Consider the following 16,312-nt stretch of genomic DNA (forward strand, 5'->3'; position numbering starts at 1 on the left):
CGGCTCTTGTGGGGAGGCGCCCGCCCCGCCTATTACCGGTACTTAAAGGTCAGTAGCCGACAGTGCCCACGGTAGCAACTGCTCCAACAAACATCGCAATGATCGCAATGATGACCAAGACGAGCAATACAGCTATGGACCCGAGGACGATTCCGGTAATCGCGAACCCGCGCGGGGTCTCGCCTTTCTTGAGGGAGATCGCTCCGAACACGAGCGCGCAGACAAGCAGAATGAACGCAAAGATTGCAGTCCATGAGAAAATCACCGCGCTGATCCCGAGGATCATGGACGTGACGCCGAAACCCTTCTTCGAGGGAGCCGGCTTCACGATAAAGACATTCTGAGCTGGGGGTATGAATACCGGAATCTGCTGCACGGGCGCATACTGCTGCTGCGGTATCTGCTGCCCTGCGAAAGGCGGAGCAGGGACGGACTGAGGCACGGGTGTCTGCTCCGGAGCAACGCTTTCGCCAGCCAGAGAAGGGGTCGTGGAATCGGTCATTGGGTCTGCTCTCGAATAGTATTCTGGGGCGAAGCTAAGAACCATCTCAGTAGTTCCATTCGAAACCGTATCGCAAACTGACGACATGCCATGCCACTACGTCCTAGAACACGTGACTACCTCAGGCCGTCGGCAGGGGGGTGGGAGCCGTGGATTCACGGTTGAATGCGAAAGATGACCTCACTGGGGCTCGTCGGTGTGCTCGGCTTCGGCCTGGTCGTCGTCCGCTGGTGCAACAAGCCCAGTCGGCCCGCTCCAGCCGAAGGAGGCAACTCGCGTCATCACGGTTGCCGCATCATGCATCGAAACGTAGCCGCCGGCGTGTGACCCATCGCTTGGCTCCTCCTCGGGCTGCCAACGTTCGGTGCCGCCAGTGCGGGTGCCCAGGAGCCGTCGGGTGAGGGATTCGCCCGCCGACAACAGATCGTCGACGGCGATCTGCAGGTCGTTGTCGTCGACGGTGTCGGCGCGGAGGGCAGCGCGAAGCACCGCCCGACGAATTAGTTCCTTTGCGAAGGATCCCGTCACGCCCTCTGCACGGCGGGCAGCGGCGTCGAGGGCGGCCGGGCTGAACGGCAGCCCTCCCGCATAGCGCCGGAACAGCCGCTCGCGTTCGGCAAGGGCGGGTAATGGCACTTCGACGGCGAGGTCGACCCGCCCTGGCCGTTCGGCAAGGGCGCGCTCGAGCACCTCGACCCGATTGGTGGTCATGACGAAGGCCACATCGGCGTCGCCGTCGAGTCCGTCAAGGGCGTCGAGCACCTCGAACAGCAAGGGTTGCGGAGTGGCGTTGCGCTGCATCGCGACCAGATCGATGTCTTCCAGCACGACGATCGACGGCGCAAAGGTGCGCGCGATCTCGGCAGCCGCGGCAATGTGCACGATGCTGGTACCGGTGAGCAGCACGGCGGTGATGCCCGGTGTTTCGCTGAGCAGGTGACGCACCGTGAGGGTTTTGCCGGTGCCGGGAGGACCGTAGAGCAGCACGCCGCGCTTCAAATGTTGCCCGGCGGCGAGCAAGACCTGGCGCTGCTCGCCGATTCCGATGACGTGGTCGGTAATCGTGCCGAGGATGCCCTCCGGCAGCACGATGGCGGACGTCGGTACCACGGGCCGTTCCAGAAAGGTGATTCCAGCTCCGGATCCGTATTCGGTGTGCACGAACGACAGCACCTGTCCGCGCAGCACGCTGTGCTCGATCATGAGTGCGCGCAGGTGCTCGAGAAAACCGGTGACCGTATGCGGCGACTCGGCCATGATTTCGAGTTCGGCCGTGTTGCGCCCGAATTGCGGGTTCGCTGCGCGTTGCAGCACGGCGATCGGGTGCCCGTCAAAGCGTATGAGCCGCAAGCCGAACGAGACGACCTGGCGGGTCGACGTCGGTCCGGTCGCCCGGGCCGAGTAGTCGACCGGTCCGGGGCCGAAGCCCTGAAACGGGCTGGCCAGGAGCTCGGACAGCGTCGAGTGAAACCGCTGCTGCCCACCCGAAACGCCGAGAAGCGCGGCCGGATCCGAGCCGGTCAACGTGCTGAGGGCGATGTCCGCGTCGACGAGGCGATGATCGGCCAAGGTCTCCGACACGACCGGCAACCTTGACGCGTTGGTGCCGAGGAAGGCGCTGATGCGGTCGCCAAGTGGTGTCAGGCCCGAACCGGCCCGGTGATCCGCCGCAGATACGACCCGTTCCATGAAGTGTTTGAAGGCGCGCACGACGTCTCGGTCGAAAGTGTCCTCGGTCATGTAGTTCTCCTGTTCTCGTAGCAGCCTTGTCAAACCTAGCGAGCCTGCGCGATGATGGCCTCGGCGACGGCCACCGCGTCGGTTTGCGAGTCGACCTGGTACGCCGACTGGCCGAGCGAGAAGATCACGGTGCAGTACGAGGCTGTGTCGGTGCAGATCTGCACGGCGCGTTCGCCGTCGACGGCGCCCTCCAGCACGATCTGTTGGAGCGCAGTCGACGTATCCGGCTCGGACACCATGGTGTCGACGATCCCGGCCAGGTCGTAGCCGACAATGATCGACGCTCCCGCACCGCCACCGGCGTCCGCGGAGCAGGTGAACAGCCCAGCGCGCTTTGCGACGAACCCGCCAAACCAGATCGGGCCGGTGCTCGATGAGTCGAAAACTTCGTACTCGATCGAGTCGACTCCGAGCGCCATGGCAATGCCCTGCGACTTGAGCGCGCCGGTGCAGGCGGGTTCACGTTCGACGAGGTCTACCGACGGCCAGACCAGCTGGCTGGGTTCGGCATCCGTCGGAGCGGTGAAAACGGATGCCGCGAGTGGCTCCATTTGCGCCAAAATCGCGTCGCTGGTCATGCCGCCGAAATGTCCTTCGCCGATGCCGAAGAAGATAGTGGTCATCTCGATTTCGACCCAGGCGTCGCCCACCGGGGCAGAGATGAAGCAGCCAGGGTCGCCGCACCCCGAAGCGGACTCGATGCCGCCGATATCGATGAGGGTGTCGGCCGGACCGTCGCCGAGGGCGTACGGCGCCCAGGAATCGGCGCCGCCCGGTACGATCTTGACGCTGAGGTACGCCCAGTCGCTATCGGCCGGGTACTCCAGCGGGCTGCCCGCCGCGGTGCCGACCCGCCAAGAGCACGACAGACCGCCGAGGGCGGGCACGGCATACTCGGTGAGGGCCATCCCCGGCTGCGTCGCGGCTACCGGGGTCGGCCTACTTCCGTCGGCAGGGGCCAACGCGCCGGCCAGGGTATCGAGGGTGGCAACATCGTCACAGGTGTAAACACCTGTGACAGCGGCAGGCTCTGTCGGCGCCGCGCTGGCTGGCGTTGGCGGCCCTGCGACGGGCTCGGCCGCGCATCCGCTGAGAGCGACGATGGCGAGAAAAACGGTCGGCGTGATCAGACTGCGGCGTAGCATGCGGTCAGCCTAACAGGAGCAATTTTTGCCGCATGACCTGTGGTTTACTCGACATCTTCGAGTACTCGCCATGTGCGCGATCCGGTCAGGGAAGGATTGGTTCAGCTACGTGGCCCCCTGGGGCACACTCCAGTAGCCGACGGCCCAGTACTACCAGGCGCCGGGCTTGTAGTCCTTCAAAAAGACGCCGTAGAGGTCTTCGCCATCCTCGCCGCGCACGATCGGGTCGTAGACTCGGGCGGCACCATCGACCAGGTCGAGCGGCGCGTGAAAGCCCTCTTCGGCCAGGCGCACCTTGGTGGGGTGCGGGCGTTCGTCCGTGATCCAGCCGGTATCGACGCTGGTCATGAGAATGCCGTCTTCCAGCATCTCCTTCGCGCTCGTGCGGGTGAGCATGTTCAGAGCAGCCTTGGCCATATTGGTATGCGGGTGCCCGGGACCCTTGTAGCCCCGACCGAACACGCCCTCCATCGCCGACACATTCACGATGTAGGTACGCCGGGCAGTGGATGCGGTCAGCGAGGCCCGCAGGCGGCTCACCAGCAGAAATGGTGCGGTCGTGTTGCACAGCTGAACTTCGAGCATCTCGAGCGGATCCACGTCTTCGACGTTGGCCGTCCAACTGTTCACGTCGTGCAGGTCGGGAACAAGCCCGCCGGCGTCAATGGCGGTGCCGGCAGCGAGACGCTCCAGCGACGACGACCCGGCGGCGAGTGCCAGCCGGGTGAGGTCATCCGCCGTGAGGGCACCGGCACCGGACGCGGCCGCGAGCAGCGGATGCCCGGAGACCGAAGCAGCCAGGGCAAGCGGATGCGCATCATTGGTGTGTCCGAACGACACGATCTCGGGAAGGGGGCCGTCGGGCAGCGGAGCGTCCTCCGCCTCGACGAGGGGGGAGTACGAGCCGCGCGACCGCCGCACGGTCTGCGCTGCATTGTTGATGAGAATGTCGAGCGGACCCTGGGCGGCGACGGAGTCAGCCAGTGCGATCACCTGGGCCGGGTCGCGCAGGTCGATGCCGACGATGCGCAGGCGGTGCAGCCAATCCTTCGAGTCGTCCATAGCGGCGAAGCGGCGAACGGCATCGCGCGGAAACCGAGTCGTGATGGTGGTGTGGGCACCGTCGCGCAGCAAGCGTAGTGCGATGTACATCCCGATCTTGGCGCGGCCGCCGGTGAGCAGTGCGCGCTTGCCGGTGAGGTTGGTGCGAGCGTCACGCTTGGCGTGACTGGAGAGGGCGCAGCTCGGGCAGAGCTGGTGGTAGAACGCGTCGACCACGGTGTACTTCTGCTTACAGATATAACAGGCGCGCGGAACGAGCAGTTCACCGGCGGTCGCCGCGCTGGTACCGAGAGAGAGCTGGGCACCGCGAGTCTCGTCGTCGATGCGGGTGGGTGCGCCGGTGGCGGTGGCGGCGATGACGCTGCGATCGGCGTCGGCGATGACCGCGCGTTTCTCGATGCGGCGCACCATCTTGACCGACTTGAACATCTTTGCGGTGGCCTGGCGCACGGTGACGAAGTCGGGGCTGTCCGGGTCGATGTCGGCCAGGGAGGCGAGCACGCGGAGGGTGACGGCGAGATCGTGCGGATCGATTCCGGCGAACTCGGTGGCCGGTGCTGCCAACTCGGCGGTGGGAGTGGGCGCAGAAGTCATTAGAGAATCTTACGCGGACCGACTGGGAGCATCCGTTTCAGCGAAAACGGCGTCCAGACCGGACGCTCGGATGAACGCCGACCTGGCACGGTCTCGCGCTAGGGTGCAGGAATGGGGAATCGTCTTTCGCTGCGGGTCAAGTCGGTCGACAGTACGATCCAAGGTCCGCACGGGTCCATCCCCGTGCGCTGGTATGCGCCGCCCGACAACGTATCTCCTCGCCGGTGCGCAACAATCGTTTGGATTCACGGGGGCGGCTTTTTCAAAGGTGGCCTCGATCAGCCGGAATCGCATGACGTTGCACGTACCCTGGCCGCAGCGGGATTCCGCGTCGTCACCGTAGCCTACCGACTGGCGACGCTGTCGAAGCCGCGCAGATCGGGGAGTGGGTCTGTGTGGAGCCCGGCCGTGCATTTTCCGGTACCGGTTGATGATGTCGTTGCCGTCGTGCGAGAGGTTCAGCGCGAAGCAGTTGGCAAAGTGATTCTGGGCGGTGCCAGCGCCGGCGCGTGTTTATCAGCCGGCGCCGTGCTTCGCCTGGCCGACGCGGGGGCTGATGGTCTCGCAGGCGTTTTCTTCGCCTACGGATTTTTCCATGCCGCGCTACCGAAGAGATCGCGCCAGTTGCGCAGCCGACTTCGCGGCCCGCGCCGCTTCGTGCACACGCCGATGCTTCTCAATCTGACGAATTTGCACTACGCAGGCACGCGAACCGCGCTGTCGAACGCTCACGCTTTTCCCGGTGGCCACCCCCTTGGCGGCTTCCCGCCGACGCTCATGGTTGACGCCGACCGGGACTCAATGCGTTCCTCCGCCGCACAGTTCGCAGAGGAACTTTCAGCGACCGGGACCGCAGTGGACTACCACGTACTGCCCGAAACGTTGCACGCCTTCCTTAATCGTCCGCAGGAGCCGGCTTTTACGCAGGGCCTCCGCCTGATCATCGACTGGGCTGGGCAAATAGATACCGAGAAGCACTACACCTTCGTCGATTCCTGAGTCGGAATGGCACTGGTCGGCGGCTCGAAGGTGTGGTCAAACGGCATCTGGTCCGTGTCGAGCAGGGGATTGTCATCCTGCGTCTTGACGAGTTCATGCGCTTCCTCTTCGCTGTTCACGCTCGGCATGGAGCCAGGGAGGTGGCGGTTGGCCGATTCCCGCAGGAAGAAGATGGCGATCGCACCGATGAGCGAGGTACCCATCAGGTAAAACGCCGGCATCAGGTCATTGCCGGTACCCACAATGAGCGCCGCGATGATGAATGGTGTGGTCCCGCCGAATATGGCCACGGCGAAGTTGTACGAAATACCCATGGCACCGTACCGGCTCGCCGTCGGGAACAGGGCAGGCAGCGCGGAGGCAAGGTTGGAGACGTAGAACGTGACCGGGAACGCGATGAGCGCCAGGCCGAGCAGCGTTGACCAGACTTCGCCGACATCGATCAAAAGGAACGCCGGGTACGACAGTACGACCGTGCTGATCGCTCCGATCCACAGCACCGGCCTGCGCCCGATGCGGTCGGACAGCCGGCCGGCCAGCGGGATGCACAGGGCCATGATCACGAGAATGGGAATTGTCAGCGCAGTGCCGTGCAATTCGTCGTAGCCCTTGTTCTCGGTGAGATAAGTGGGCATATACGAGGTGAGGGCATAGCCGACCGTATTCGCGGCGGCGACGAGGATCATCGCGATGATGATGTTGCGCCAGTATGCCTTGAAAATGGCGATCGGGCTTTTGGGGGTGTCCGCCGTGGCGCCGATGGGATTCTTCTGCGCTTCCTCCTGCGCGTCGAGAGTGGCCTGGAAAGCAGGCGACTCGTCGATTTTCAATCGGAAGTAGATTGCGACCAGCCCGAGCGGCCCGGCGACGAGAAACGGAACCCGCCAGCCCCACTCCTCCATGACCGACTGCCCGAGCGTGAGCTGGAGTACCGAGACGAGTGAAGCACCGACGGCAAAACCGAGGTAACTGCCCATATCGAGGAAACTCGCGAAGTAACCGCGCTGGGTGTCGGGCGCGTGCTCACTAACGAAGGTTGTCGCCCCCGCGTACTCGCCACCGGTCGAGAACCCCTGTACGAGCTTGACGAATACCAGCAGAACCGCTGCCCACACGCCGATCTGCGCGTAACCGGGAAGGATACCGACGGCAAAGGTCGAGGCAGCCATCAGCATCAGCGTGGTGGCGAGCACCTTCTGCCGGCCGATGCGGTCACCCAGCCAGCCGAAGAACACGCCGCCGAGTGGGCGGGCGAAAAAGGTAGCGGCGAAAGTTCCGAGCAGGAACAGGGTTTGAACGGATGCGTCAGCCTCCGGCAGAAAGACCGGACCCATTGTGGTGATGAGGTAACCGAAGATACCGACGTCGTACCACTCCATGGTGTTTCCCACGATGGTGCCGCCGAGGGCACGCTTCATGATGGGTTTGTCGACGACATTCACATCGGACACGGCAATGCGTCGACGGCGCAAGGCTTTCGAATGTTTCTTCCTCCCGGCCGAGGCGTTTGTGGCGTCAAAATGCAGGTTGGATGCACTTCGGTCAGTGGGCATAAAATTTCTCCCGTGGAGATAATGTGCTGCGAAGTTAGGGCTGTACTACATGTGACAGTTTTTCAATTCGTCAAGGATACCCCTTGATGGGGGGCATTCCCTAAATAGCCAGCCTCGGTTTCGGGGAGGATTCAGTGAGTTCTGCCTAGGCTGGGGGCATGACTAATGCCGTAGATTTCTGGTTTGACCCCTCGTGCCCCTGGGCCTGGATGACTTCGCGCTGGGTGGATGAGGTCGCTCGCCTGCGCAATCTTGACGTGACCTGGCACGTGATGAGCCTCGCCGTACTCAACGAAGACCAGAACGTGAGCGAGGACTACGCGGCGTTCTTTCCGCGGGCGCTGAAGTACACCCGGCTCGTGGCCGCCGCGGCCGAACTGCACGGCCAGCCCATGGTCAAGGCGCTGTACGACGCGCTCGGCACACAGATTCACCCGGGCGGCAACACCAATCCCGACGAGGTCATTGCCGCAGCGCTCGCCGAGGTGGGCCTGCCCGCCAGCTTCGCGGCCTTCGCCGACAGCGACGAGTACGACCTCCAAATGCGCGCCAGCCACTTCGATGGCATCAATCGGGTCGGCCAGGACGTCGGAACCCCGGTGATTGCGGTCAACGGTGTGGCGTTCTTCGGCCCGGTCATCTCCCCGGCGCCCATGGGTGACGCCGCCCTGCACCTGTGGGACGGCGTCGTGGCGCTCGCGAGTTACGACGGGTTCTTCGAGCTCAAGCGCAGCCGTACCCGTGAACCAATTTTCACCCAAGCGGGCAGCAATAAATAGACTGGTGCTATGCGCATCCATATCGCCACGGACCATGCCGGTCTCGATCTCAGCCACCACCTGATCACGCACCTTCGTGCGGCCGGTCACGAGGTCATCGACCACGGCCCCCAGACCTACGCCGCCCTCGACGACTACCCGGCGTTCTGCATCAACGCCGCGCAGGCGACCGTCGACGACCGGGAGTCCGGCGTCGAAGCGCTCGGTGTCGTGTTCGGCGGCTCGGGCAACGGCGAGCAGATGGCCGCCAACAAGGTTTCCGGAGCCCGAGCCGCCCTGGTCTGGAATCTCAGCACGGCCCGGCTCGCCCGGGAACACAACGACGCCAATGTCATTTCGATCGGGGCCAGAGAGCACACGATCGCGGAGGCCACGAGCTTCATCGATGCCTTTATTGCCGAGCCGTTCAGTGACGAGGAACGGCACACGCGGCGCATCCGTCAGCTCGGCGAGTATGAGCGAACCAAAACCATCGCCGGGAAAGACGTCGACGGCCGGTGAACTAAGATGCCAGAGGGTCACTCCGTTCATCGCATCACCCGCCAGTTTCAGCGCAACTTCATCGGACGCCGCGTCACGGTCAGCTCGCCGCAGGGCCGGTTCGTGGCCGGTGCCGCCCAACTCAGCGGACACGCGGTGACGGATGCCCGCGCCGTCGGCAAGCAGATGTTTCTGGAGTTCGACCACGGCCTGTGGCTGCGGATCCATCTAGGACTGTACGGTGCCTGGGATTTCAACGGTGAGATTCTCATGGATGCCACGATGGCCTCGGCCAACGGCCGGATGGGCCAGACCAACCAGCACGGTACGGTGCTCGCACCGGGGCTCGAGGCCCCGACCTTTGACGTGGACGGTGAAAACTCGATCTTCAGTATCGGGGCACCGCGGCGCACCCGCGTGCGCATGTCGGAGCAGGAAAAAGAGATCGACCTCGCCGACAGCTTCCCCCCCGAACCGGTCGGCCAGGTGCGGGTGCGGCTGCTGACCGACACGGTGTGCGCCGACCTGCGCGGACCGACCGCGTGTGAGGTCCTCGACCCGGCTCAGGTTGACGTCGCGATCGCCAGGCTCGGACCCGACCCGGAACAGGACAACACCCCCGAAGCCGAGGAACGCTTCGTCACTGTCGTGCGCAAAAAACCCACGCCGATCGGCCGGCTACTGATGGACCAGAGCGTGGTCAGCGGCATCGGCAACGTCTATCGTGCCGAAATTCTCTTTCGTGCCGGTCTCAATCCGCACACCCCCGGCAAGTTGCTCAGTGACGACACCGCGCGCGCGCTGTGGCAGGACTGGGCACACCTCTTGCACATAGGTGTTGCGACCGGCCAAATGATGACCATGGACAAGCTCGAGGGCGCGGGATACCGGCGCGCCATGAGGAATCGGGCCGATCGCCACTGGGTCTACAAACGCGAAGGCCTGCCTTGCCGAGTCTGCGGTACGCACATCGTGCTCGAAGAAATGGCAGCCCGAAAACTGTACTGGTGCCCGCAGTGTCAGGCATGACCGCCCCCGCCGCATAGCGTGCGGAGAGTGCCTGTGGTGTTGGGGTGTCGAGCAAGCTGCGAAAATAAGTTCATGATCCACCGTCGATTTGCCCGGCCGCGCCGTCGTGTTGCAACCATCGTCAGCGGTGCCGTCGTCGGCGCGGTCGTACTCACCGTCGGACTGACCGCCTGTTCGAGCGACAACGGCGCCGGCGTCATCGACACCGTCGGCACCACTGACTTCGTAAATCCACTCGCGATCCCGCCGCTGGCCGAATCGACCCTGAATGCCGCAGGTGAGCGAGTCTTCGACCTGACCGCCCAGCGGGGAACGAGCGAGTTCGTGCCGGGTGTCACCACCGACACTTGGGGCTATAACGGCAGCTACCTCGGCCCCACCCTCGTCGCTGAGCGCGGCGAAAACGTGCGCATCAACGTCGCCAACAACCTTCAGGAAGCTACGAGCGTGCACTGGCACGGCATGAGTCTGCCCGCGAAAATGGACGGTGGCCCGCACCAGATGGTCGAGCCCGGCGCGAAGTGGAGCCCGAACTTCACGATCGACCAGCCCGCAGCGACCCTCTGGTACCACCCGCATCCAGACGGCGCAACCGAACACCAGGTGGAAATGGGCCTGGCTGGCCTCTTCCTGATACAGGACGACGAGGAGGCCGCGCTCAACCTGCCCCGTAGCTACGGGGTCGATGACATTCCCGTGGTGGTGCAGGACCGCCGCTTCAACGCGAAGGGCCAATTCACCAGCGACGTGCGGGGTTATATCGGTCCGATCGGCGATCAGCTCTTGGTCAACGGCACGCTCGCGCCGTACGTCGATGTGACGACCGAGGTGGTGCGACTGCGCCTGGTCAATGGATCGACGGCACGCGTCTATGACTTCGGGCTCAGCGACGGGCGGTCCTTTGACCTGATCGGAACCGACGGGGGACTGCTCACTGAGGCGGCATCGATGGACGACATCCGCTTGTCACCGGGGGAGCGGGCCGAAATACTCGTGCCGCTCAAGCCGGGCGAGACCGTGAAATTGCAGTCCACGCCACCGAACCTCGGTACCTCGGCCGGAGCCGCGACCCGTAACGCCGGTGACGACACGCTCGATGTGCTGGAGTTGCGCGCGGCTGACAGTCTCGGCAGCATCGGCGCACTGTCGACGACTTTGGCGAACATCGAGCCACTCGAGAAAGCGGATGCCTCCGTCGATCGCTCGTTTACCCTCAACGGCTACACGATCAACAACCGGCTCATGGATATGACGCGCATCGACGAGACCGTCGAGGCCGGCGCCACCGAAGTCTGGACCGTCGATAATGCCATGCCGTTGCCGCACAATTTTCACGTGCACGCCGTGCAGTTTCAGGTTCTGCGGGTGGGGACGAAATCGCCGCCAGCCGAACTCTCCGGCTGGAAAGATACGATCTACCTCGAGCCGGGTGTGCGTTATGAACTCATCATGCAGTTCTCGAACTACACCGATCCAAACTTTCCGTACATGTTCCACTGCCACATGCTGGCCCACGAGGACGCCGGAATGATGGGCCAATTCGTCGTCGTGAAGCCCGGCGAACAGGCCGGCACGCCACCGACCGCACACGATGCCAGCGTGGGCCAGTCGAATCTGGCCGTCGGTAGTGGGCCGCGCGTGCTCGCGCCGCCCCACAGTCACTAGCTGATGTCATCCGTTTAATGCAAAGAAAGCCGCCAGCTTGGGCTGGCGGCTTTCTTATTTCCCCTAAACAGAGGGGTCGACGGGAATCGAACCCGCGTCATAAGTTTGGAAAACTCAGGCTCTACCATTGAGCTACGACCCCAGGCCCAGGCAACTGGGCACTCGAATATCGTAGTACAGGAAACCGGGGGTCGTTTGCCAGTAGGGGCGCATCCGCTCGAAAGGCGTGCATTAGACTGGTCGAGGTCAATCCGCCTGTCGTGAGCTAACGCTGCGCCAACAGATTGATTCCCCAACAAAGAAGTACCGATGGGTCGAAGCAGATCCGGGGCGTAGCTCAGCTTGGTAGAGCGCTCGTTTTGGGGGCGAGAAGTCGCAGGTTCAATTCCTGTCGCCCCGACATTATCCGCAGCACACCGTTTCAATACACAGGAGAGTCTCGAGTGAAGTCCACGGTCGAAAAACTGAGCCCCACGCGCGCCAAACTCACCATCACGGTGAGCCCCGACGAGCTGAAGCCAGCCATCACCCACGCCTACGGCCACATCGCCGAGGACATCAACATCCCCGGTTTTCGTAAGGGAAAGGTCCCGCCGGCCATCATCGACCAGCGCGTCGGCAAGGCCGCCGTTCTGGAACACGCCGTCAACGAGGGTCTCGACGGTTTCTACCGTGCGGCCGTCGAAGAGAACAAGCTGCGCCCCCTGGGCCGCCCAGAGGCCGACATCGTCGAATGGCCGAGCAACACCGACTTCTCCGGTGATCTGCTCCTCGCCATCGAGGTCGACGTGCGCCCCGAGATCGACCTGCCCAGCTATGACGGTCTCAAGCTCACCGTCGATGCCGTCGCGGTATCCGACGAAGAAGTTGCCGAAGAACTCGACAAGCTGCGCAGCCGGTTCGGTACGCTCATCACCGTCGATCGTCCCGCCAAGACCGGTGACTTCGCCCAGATCGACCTGAACGCCGCGATCGACGGCGAAGAGGTCGACACCGCCAGCGGCATCTCCTACGAGGTTGGCTCCGGCGACCTCATCGACGGTATCGACGAAGCGCTCGACTCGCTCAGCGCCGGCGAGACCACGACCTTCAACTCCGACCTCATGGGCGGCGACCACGAGGGCGAAACGGCCGAAATCACCATCACCGTCATCGCAGTGAAGGAGCGCGAGCTTCCCGCCGCCGATGACGACTTCGCTCAGATTTCGAGCGAGTTCGACACGATCGCGCAGCTCACCGAGAGCCTCAAGGTGCAGGTTGAGAAGTCCAAGGCCTTCGGCCAGGGCAGCCAGGCCCGAGAGCGTCTTATCGAGACGCTCCTCGGCTCGGTCGAAGTTCCGATCCCCGCCGCGATCATCCTCGACGAGGTAAACCGCCACCTCGAGGGCGAAAGCCGCCTCGAAGATGACACCCACCGCGCCGAGGTCACCGAAGCCAGCGAGAAGACGTTCCGTCAGCAGATCCTGCTCGACACGATCGCCGAAGCTGAGCAGGTCAAGGTCAGCCAGGACGAGCTCACCCAGTACCTCATCCAGGGTGCCAGCCAGTACGGCATGGACCCGAGCGAGTTCGTGCAGACGCTCAACACCAACGGTCAGATTCCGTCGATGGTCGCCGAGGTTGCCCGCAACAAGGCCCTCGCTATCGCCCTGGGCAAGGCGGAGGTCGTTGACTCCAACGGCAAGCCGGTCGATCTGAGCGAGTTCACCGGCCCGGTCGACGACGAGGGTGAAGTGGATGCCGCTGACGCCGCCGTTGACGCTGCTCCCGTCGCCGACGCAGAGGTCGAGGCTGAAGTCGACGAGAAGCCGAAGAAGAAGAAAGCCGCTGCCAAGAAGTAGCTTGTAAAGCAGTACTGCATAATCGCGTGCATGGGCCGGCCGGATTCACTCCAGTCGGCCTTTTGCATGCTGCAAGCGCCGGGGCGCGGGCCCGGTAATCTGCCGAGGGCGAACACAGCCTTTTCCCCCCGCGCACTCCGATAGATTCATTGAGAAGCGACAACTGAAACGGAGCACGACATGGCCGACCCGACACCCACCAACGGTGTATTTGACCGACTGCTGAAGGACCGCATCATCTGGCTCGGCTCAGAGGTCCGTGATGAAAACGCGAACGAGATCTGCGCGAAGATCCTCTTGCTGGCAGCGGAAGACTCGAAGCGCGACATCTACCTCTACATCAACTCTCCTGGCGGTTCGATCACCGCGGGAATGGCGATCTACGACACGATGCAGTTCGTACCCAACGACATCGTCACCGTCGGCATCGGCATGGCGGCCTCGATGGGCCAGTTCCTGCTTACCTCGGGCACCAAGGGCAAGCGCTACATCACCCCGAACGCTCGCGTGCTCCTGCACCAGCCGTCGGGTGGATTCGGTGGCACGGCCGCCGACATCCAGACCCAGGCCCGCCTCATCCTCGACATGAAGCAGAGACTGTCGGAGATCACGGCCGCGCAGACCGGCAAGACCCCGGAGCAGATCAACGCTGACGGTGACCGCGACAACTGGTTCAGTGCCGAGGAAGCCCTCGAATATGGTTTTGTCGACCACCTCCGCGCATCCGCTTCGGATGTCATCGGCGGCGGCGGCACCGATCCCGACGCCGACGCCACCAAGTAGTCCGCCGAAACTGAACAGGAAGAAAACATGACTATCCCCACATTCGGTGGAACGGCCTACAGCTCGATGGGCGGCTCGACCAAGCAGTTGACTAACAACGGTGCGCCCGAATCGCGCTATATCCTGCCCACCTTTGAAGAACGCACCGCCTACGGGTACAAGCGCCAAGACCCGTACGCAAAGCTGTTCGAAGACCGCATCATCTTTCTCGGTGTGCAGGTTGACGATGCCTCGGCCGATGACGTGATGGCCCAGCTCCTTGTGCTCGAGAGCCAGGACCCGGACCGCGACATCACCATGTACATCAATTCGCCCGGTGGTTCCTTCACCGCCATGACAGCGATTTACGACACCATGCAGTACATCCGTCCGCACGTGATGACGGTCTGCCTCGGCCAGGCGGCATCCGCTGCGGCCGTGCTGCTGGCCGGCGGAACGGCGGGCAAGCGTCTCGCCCTGCCGAACGCGCGCATCCTCATTCACCAGCCGTCGGTTGGCGGCCAGGGTGGTGGGCAGGCCTCGGATATCGAGATTCAGGCGGCTGAGATTCTGCGCATGCGCGTCTGGCTCGAAGAAACCCTCGCTCACCACTCCAACCGGAGTGTGGAGCAGGTCAATAAGGACATCGACCGTGACAAGATCATGAGCGCCGCCGAGGCTCTCGAGTACGGCCTCATCGACCAGGTTTTGACCAGCCGCAAGAACCTTCCGATGCTGGTTAAGTAGTCTGAACCCGAAACACGTGTGCGGCGCGTCGCCTTTCGGCGCCGCGCCGTTTCGGTTTCTGGCGCGCTGCACGCAAGTGTCGGACGCACAGACTAGGCTCAATTGCAGCGAGACCAATGGAGGAGGCTGACATGGCCCGAATCGGTGAAAGTGCCGACCTGCTCAAGTGTTCCTTCTGCGGAAAGAGCCAGAAGCAGGTACAACAACTCATTGCCGGCCCCGGCGTGTACATCTGTGACGAATGCGTCGAGTTGTGCAACGAGATCATTGAAGAGCGCCTTGCTGAGGCCGGCTCCGAAGCCAGCGCTGGCGAATTCGACCTCCCCAAGCCCAAAGAAATCTTCGGCTTCCTCGAGGAATACGTCATTGGCCAGGAGCCCGCTAAGCGTGCTCTCGCCGTTGCCGTCTACAACCACTACAAGCGCGTCCGGGCACGGGCTACGCTCACCGCTGCCGAGGCTATCCACGACGACGTCGAGATCGCCAAGTCAAACATTCTGCTCATTGGCCCGACCGGCTGCGGCAAAACCTATCTCGCCCAGACCCTCGCCAAGCGCCTCAACGTTCCCTTCGCCGTAGCAGACGCGACGGCCCTCACCGAGGCCGGTTACGTCGGCGAAGACGTCGAGAACATTCTGCTCAAGCTCATCCAGGCCGCGGACTACGACGTCAAACGTGCCGAGACCGGCATTATCTACATCGACGAGATCGACAAGATCGCCCGAAAGGCCGAAAACCCATCGATCACCCGCGATGTTTCGGGCGAGGGCGTGCAGCAGGCGCTGTTGAAGATTCTTGAGGGCACGATTGCTTCCGTTCCCCCGCAGGGTGGGCGCAAGCATCCGCACCAGGAATTCATTCAGATCGATACGACGAACGTGCTGTTCATCGTGGCCGGCGCTTTCGCCGGGCTCGAAGACATTATTTCGTCTCGTGCCGGCAAGAAGGGAATCGGTTTCGGGGCGCCCCTGCATATCAAGGGCGACGACATCAACCTGTTCAGTGAGGTCTTGCCCGAAGACCTGCACAAGTTCGGGCTGATTCCCGAGTTCATCGGTCGCCTCCCCGTCGTCACGACGGTGACGCAGCTCGATCAGGTGGCACTCATGCAGATTCTGACCGTGCCCAAGAACGCGCTCGTGCGGCAGTACCAGCGCATGTTCGAGCTCGACGGTGTAGAACTCGAGTTTGAGCAGCCGGCGCTCGAAGCCATCGCCGACCTCGCCGTTCTTCGCAAGACCGGGGCCCGGGGCCTGCGAGCCATTCTCGAGGAGGTACTGGGCCCGGTCATGTTCGAGGTCCCGTCGAGTACCGACGTGGAACGCGTTATCATCACGCGCGACACGGTGTTAAACAACGCACCCGCTGAGATGGTGCTGCAGAAGGCCCACCAGGCGAAAACGGCCTAGGTTGG

The 16,312-nt window shown here is 63.2% G+C and carries 14 protein-coding genes and 2 tRNA genes; 10 read left to right on the forward strand and 6 right to left on the reverse strand.

Annotated features, from left to right (window positions below; genetic code table 11):
- Nucleotides 1-49: 49 nt before the first annotated feature.
- From E3T51_RS06530 to E3T51_RS06545, 4 genes are all read right to left on the reverse strand, one after another.
- Nucleotides 50-502 (reverse strand): DUF4190 domain-containing protein, encoded by a 453-nt coding sequence (locus E3T51_RS06530; RefSeq protein ID WP_134528941.1) that lies wholly within the window; start codon nt 500-502, stop codon nt 50-52.
- 180 nt (nt 503-682) lie between these two features.
- Complete coding sequence (locus E3T51_RS06535) at nt 683-2,242, reverse strand: AAA family ATPase (RefSeq protein ID WP_134528943.1); 1,560 nt, start codon at nt 2,240-2,242, stop codon at nt 683-685.
- 35 nt (nt 2,243-2,277) lie between these two features.
- Nucleotides 2,278-3,387 (reverse strand): hypothetical protein, encoded by a 1,110-nt coding sequence (locus tag E3T51_RS06540; protein ID WP_134528945.1) that lies wholly within the window; start codon nt 3,385-3,387, stop codon nt 2,278-2,280.
- Nucleotides 3,388-3,537: 150 nt separating this feature from the next.
- Nucleotides 3,538-5,043 carry an SDR family oxidoreductase gene (locus tag E3T51_RS06545; RefSeq protein ID WP_134528947.1) on the reverse strand — a complete coding sequence of 502 codons (1,506 nt, stop codon included), beginning with the start codon at nt 5,041-5,043 and terminating at the stop codon, nt 3,538-3,540.
- 111 nt (nt 5,044-5,154) lie between these two features.
- Between E3T51_RS06545 and E3T51_RS06550 the strand changes: the two genes are divergently transcribed.
- A complete protein-coding gene (locus E3T51_RS06550) occupies nt 5,155-6,042 on the forward strand; it encodes an alpha/beta hydrolase (protein WP_134528949.1) in 888 nt (295 codons plus the stop codon).
- Here the strand turns inward: E3T51_RS06550 and E3T51_RS06555 are convergent.
- Nucleotides 6,021-7,595 carry an MFS transporter gene (locus E3T51_RS06555; RefSeq protein WP_134528950.1) on the reverse strand — a complete coding sequence of 525 codons (1,575 nt, stop codon included), beginning with the start codon at nt 7,593-7,595 and terminating at the stop codon, nt 6,021-6,023. The two genes, E3T51_RS06550 and E3T51_RS06555, sit on opposite strands and share 22 nt — an antisense overlap.
- A gap of 158 nt (nt 7,596-7,753) precedes the next feature.
- Here E3T51_RS06555 and E3T51_RS06560 point away from each other — a divergent pair, with 158 nt between their 5' ends.
- From E3T51_RS06560 to E3T51_RS06575, 4 genes are all read left to right on the forward strand, one after another.
- Nucleotides 7,754-8,374 carry a mycothiol-dependent nitroreductase Rv2466c family protein gene (locus E3T51_RS06560; RefSeq protein ID WP_134528951.1) on the forward strand — a complete coding sequence of 207 codons (621 nt, stop codon included), beginning with the start codon at nt 7,754-7,756 and terminating at the stop codon, nt 8,372-8,374.
- 9 nt (nt 8,375-8,383) lie between these two features.
- A complete protein-coding gene (locus E3T51_RS06565) occupies nt 8,384-8,875 on the forward strand; it encodes a ribose-5-phosphate isomerase (protein WP_134528952.1) in 492 nt (163 codons plus the stop codon).
- Nucleotides 8,876-8,881: 6 nt separating this feature from the next.
- Entirely contained in the window at nt 8,882-9,883 is a 1,002-nt protein-coding gene (locus E3T51_RS06570; protein WP_134528953.1) for an Fpg/Nei family DNA glycosylase, read from the forward strand.
- Between the two features lie 72 nt (nt 9,884-9,955).
- On the forward strand, nt 9,956-11,548 hold the full coding sequence (locus tag E3T51_RS06575; RefSeq protein WP_134528954.1) for a multicopper oxidase family protein: 1,593 nt from the start codon (nt 9,956-9,958) through the stop codon (nt 11,546-11,548).
- A 71-nt stretch (nt 11,549-11,619) separates the two neighbouring features.
- Here E3T51_RS06575 and E3T51_RS06580 read toward each other — a convergent pair.
- Nucleotides 11,620-11,690, reverse strand: a tRNA-Gly gene (locus tag E3T51_RS06580).
- 184 nt (nt 11,691-11,874) lie between these two features.
- Here E3T51_RS06580 and E3T51_RS06585 point away from each other — a divergent pair.
- From E3T51_RS06585 to clpX, 5 genes are all read left to right on the forward strand, one after another.
- Nucleotides 11,875-11,948: transfer RNA gene (locus E3T51_RS06585), tRNA-Pro, on the forward strand.
- A gap of 43 nt (nt 11,949-11,991) precedes the next feature.
- Nucleotides 11,992-13,389, forward strand: a complete 1,398-nt coding sequence (gene tig / locus E3T51_RS06590) for a trigger factor (RefSeq protein WP_166806406.1) — start codon at nt 11,992-11,994, stop codon at nt 13,387-13,389.
- A 180-nt stretch (nt 13,390-13,569) separates the two neighbouring features.
- Nucleotides 13,570-14,172 carry an ATP-dependent Clp protease proteolytic subunit gene (locus E3T51_RS06595; RefSeq protein WP_104191059.1) on the forward strand — a complete coding sequence of 201 codons (603 nt, stop codon included), beginning with the start codon at nt 13,570-13,572 and terminating at the stop codon, nt 14,170-14,172.
- A gap of 66 nt (nt 14,173-14,238) precedes the next feature.
- Nucleotides 14,239-14,898, forward strand: a complete 660-nt coding sequence (locus E3T51_RS06600) for an ATP-dependent Clp protease proteolytic subunit (protein ID WP_233205724.1) — start codon at nt 14,239-14,241, stop codon at nt 14,896-14,898.
- Between the two features lie 131 nt (nt 14,899-15,029).
- On the forward strand, nt 15,030-16,307 hold the full coding sequence (gene clpX / locus E3T51_RS06605; protein ID WP_104191061.1) for an ATP-dependent Clp protease ATP-binding subunit ClpX: 1,278 nt from the start codon (nt 15,030-15,032) through the stop codon (nt 16,305-16,307).
- Nucleotides 16,308-16,312: the final 5 nt, after the last annotated feature.

This window comes from Cryobacterium serini (genome assembly GCF_004404025.1).
In the GTDB taxonomy this organism is placed as follows: Bacteria; Actinomycetota; Actinomycetes; order Actinomycetales; family Microbacteriaceae; genus Cryobacterium; species Cryobacterium serini.

Coding starts and splice junctions, on each gene's coding strand:
- E3T51_RS06535 (WP_134528943.1), bottom strand. CDS start 2,242: ATGACCGAGGACACTTTCGACCGAGACGTCGTGCGCGCCTTCAAACAC.
- E3T51_RS06530 (WP_134528941.1), bottom strand. CDS start 502: ATGACCGATTCCACGACCCCTTCTCTGGCTGGCGAAAGCGTTGCTCCG.
- E3T51_RS06555 (WP_134528950.1), bottom strand. CDS start 7,595: ATGCCCACTGACCGAAGTGCATCCAACCTGCATTTTGACGCCACAAAC.
- E3T51_RS06560 (WP_134528951.1), top strand. CDS start 7,754: ATGACTAATGCCGTAGATTTCTGGTTTGACCCCTCGTGCCCCTGGGCC.
- E3T51_RS06565 (WP_134528952.1), top strand. CDS start 8,384: ATGCGCATCCATATCGCCACGGACCATGCCGGTCTCGATCTCAGCCAC.
- E3T51_RS06550 (WP_134528949.1), top strand. CDS start 5,155: ATGGGGAATCGTCTTTCGCTGCGGGTCAAGTCGGTCGACAGTACGATC.
- E3T51_RS06595 (WP_104191059.1), top strand. CDS start 13,570: ATGGCCGACCCGACACCCACCAACGGTGTATTTGACCGACTGCTGAAG.
- E3T51_RS06540 (WP_134528945.1), bottom strand. CDS start 3,387: ATGCTACGCCGCAGTCTGATCACGCCGACCGTTTTTCTCGCCATCGTC.
- clpX (WP_104191061.1), top strand. CDS start 15,030: ATGGCCCGAATCGGTGAAAGTGCCGACCTGCTCAAGTGTTCCTTCTGC.
- E3T51_RS06575 (WP_134528954.1), top strand. CDS start 9,956: ATGATCCACCGTCGATTTGCCCGGCCGCGCCGTCGTGTTGCAACCATC.
- E3T51_RS06600 (WP_233205724.1), top strand. CDS start 14,239: ATGGGCGGCTCGACCAAGCAGTTGACTAACAACGGTGCGCCCGAATCG.
- E3T51_RS06545 (WP_134528947.1), bottom strand. CDS start 5,043: ATGACTTCTGCGCCCACTCCCACCGCCGAGTTGGCAGCACCGGCCACC.
- E3T51_RS06570 (WP_134528953.1), top strand. CDS start 8,882: ATGCCAGAGGGTCACTCCGTTCATCGCATCACCCGCCAGTTTCAGCGC.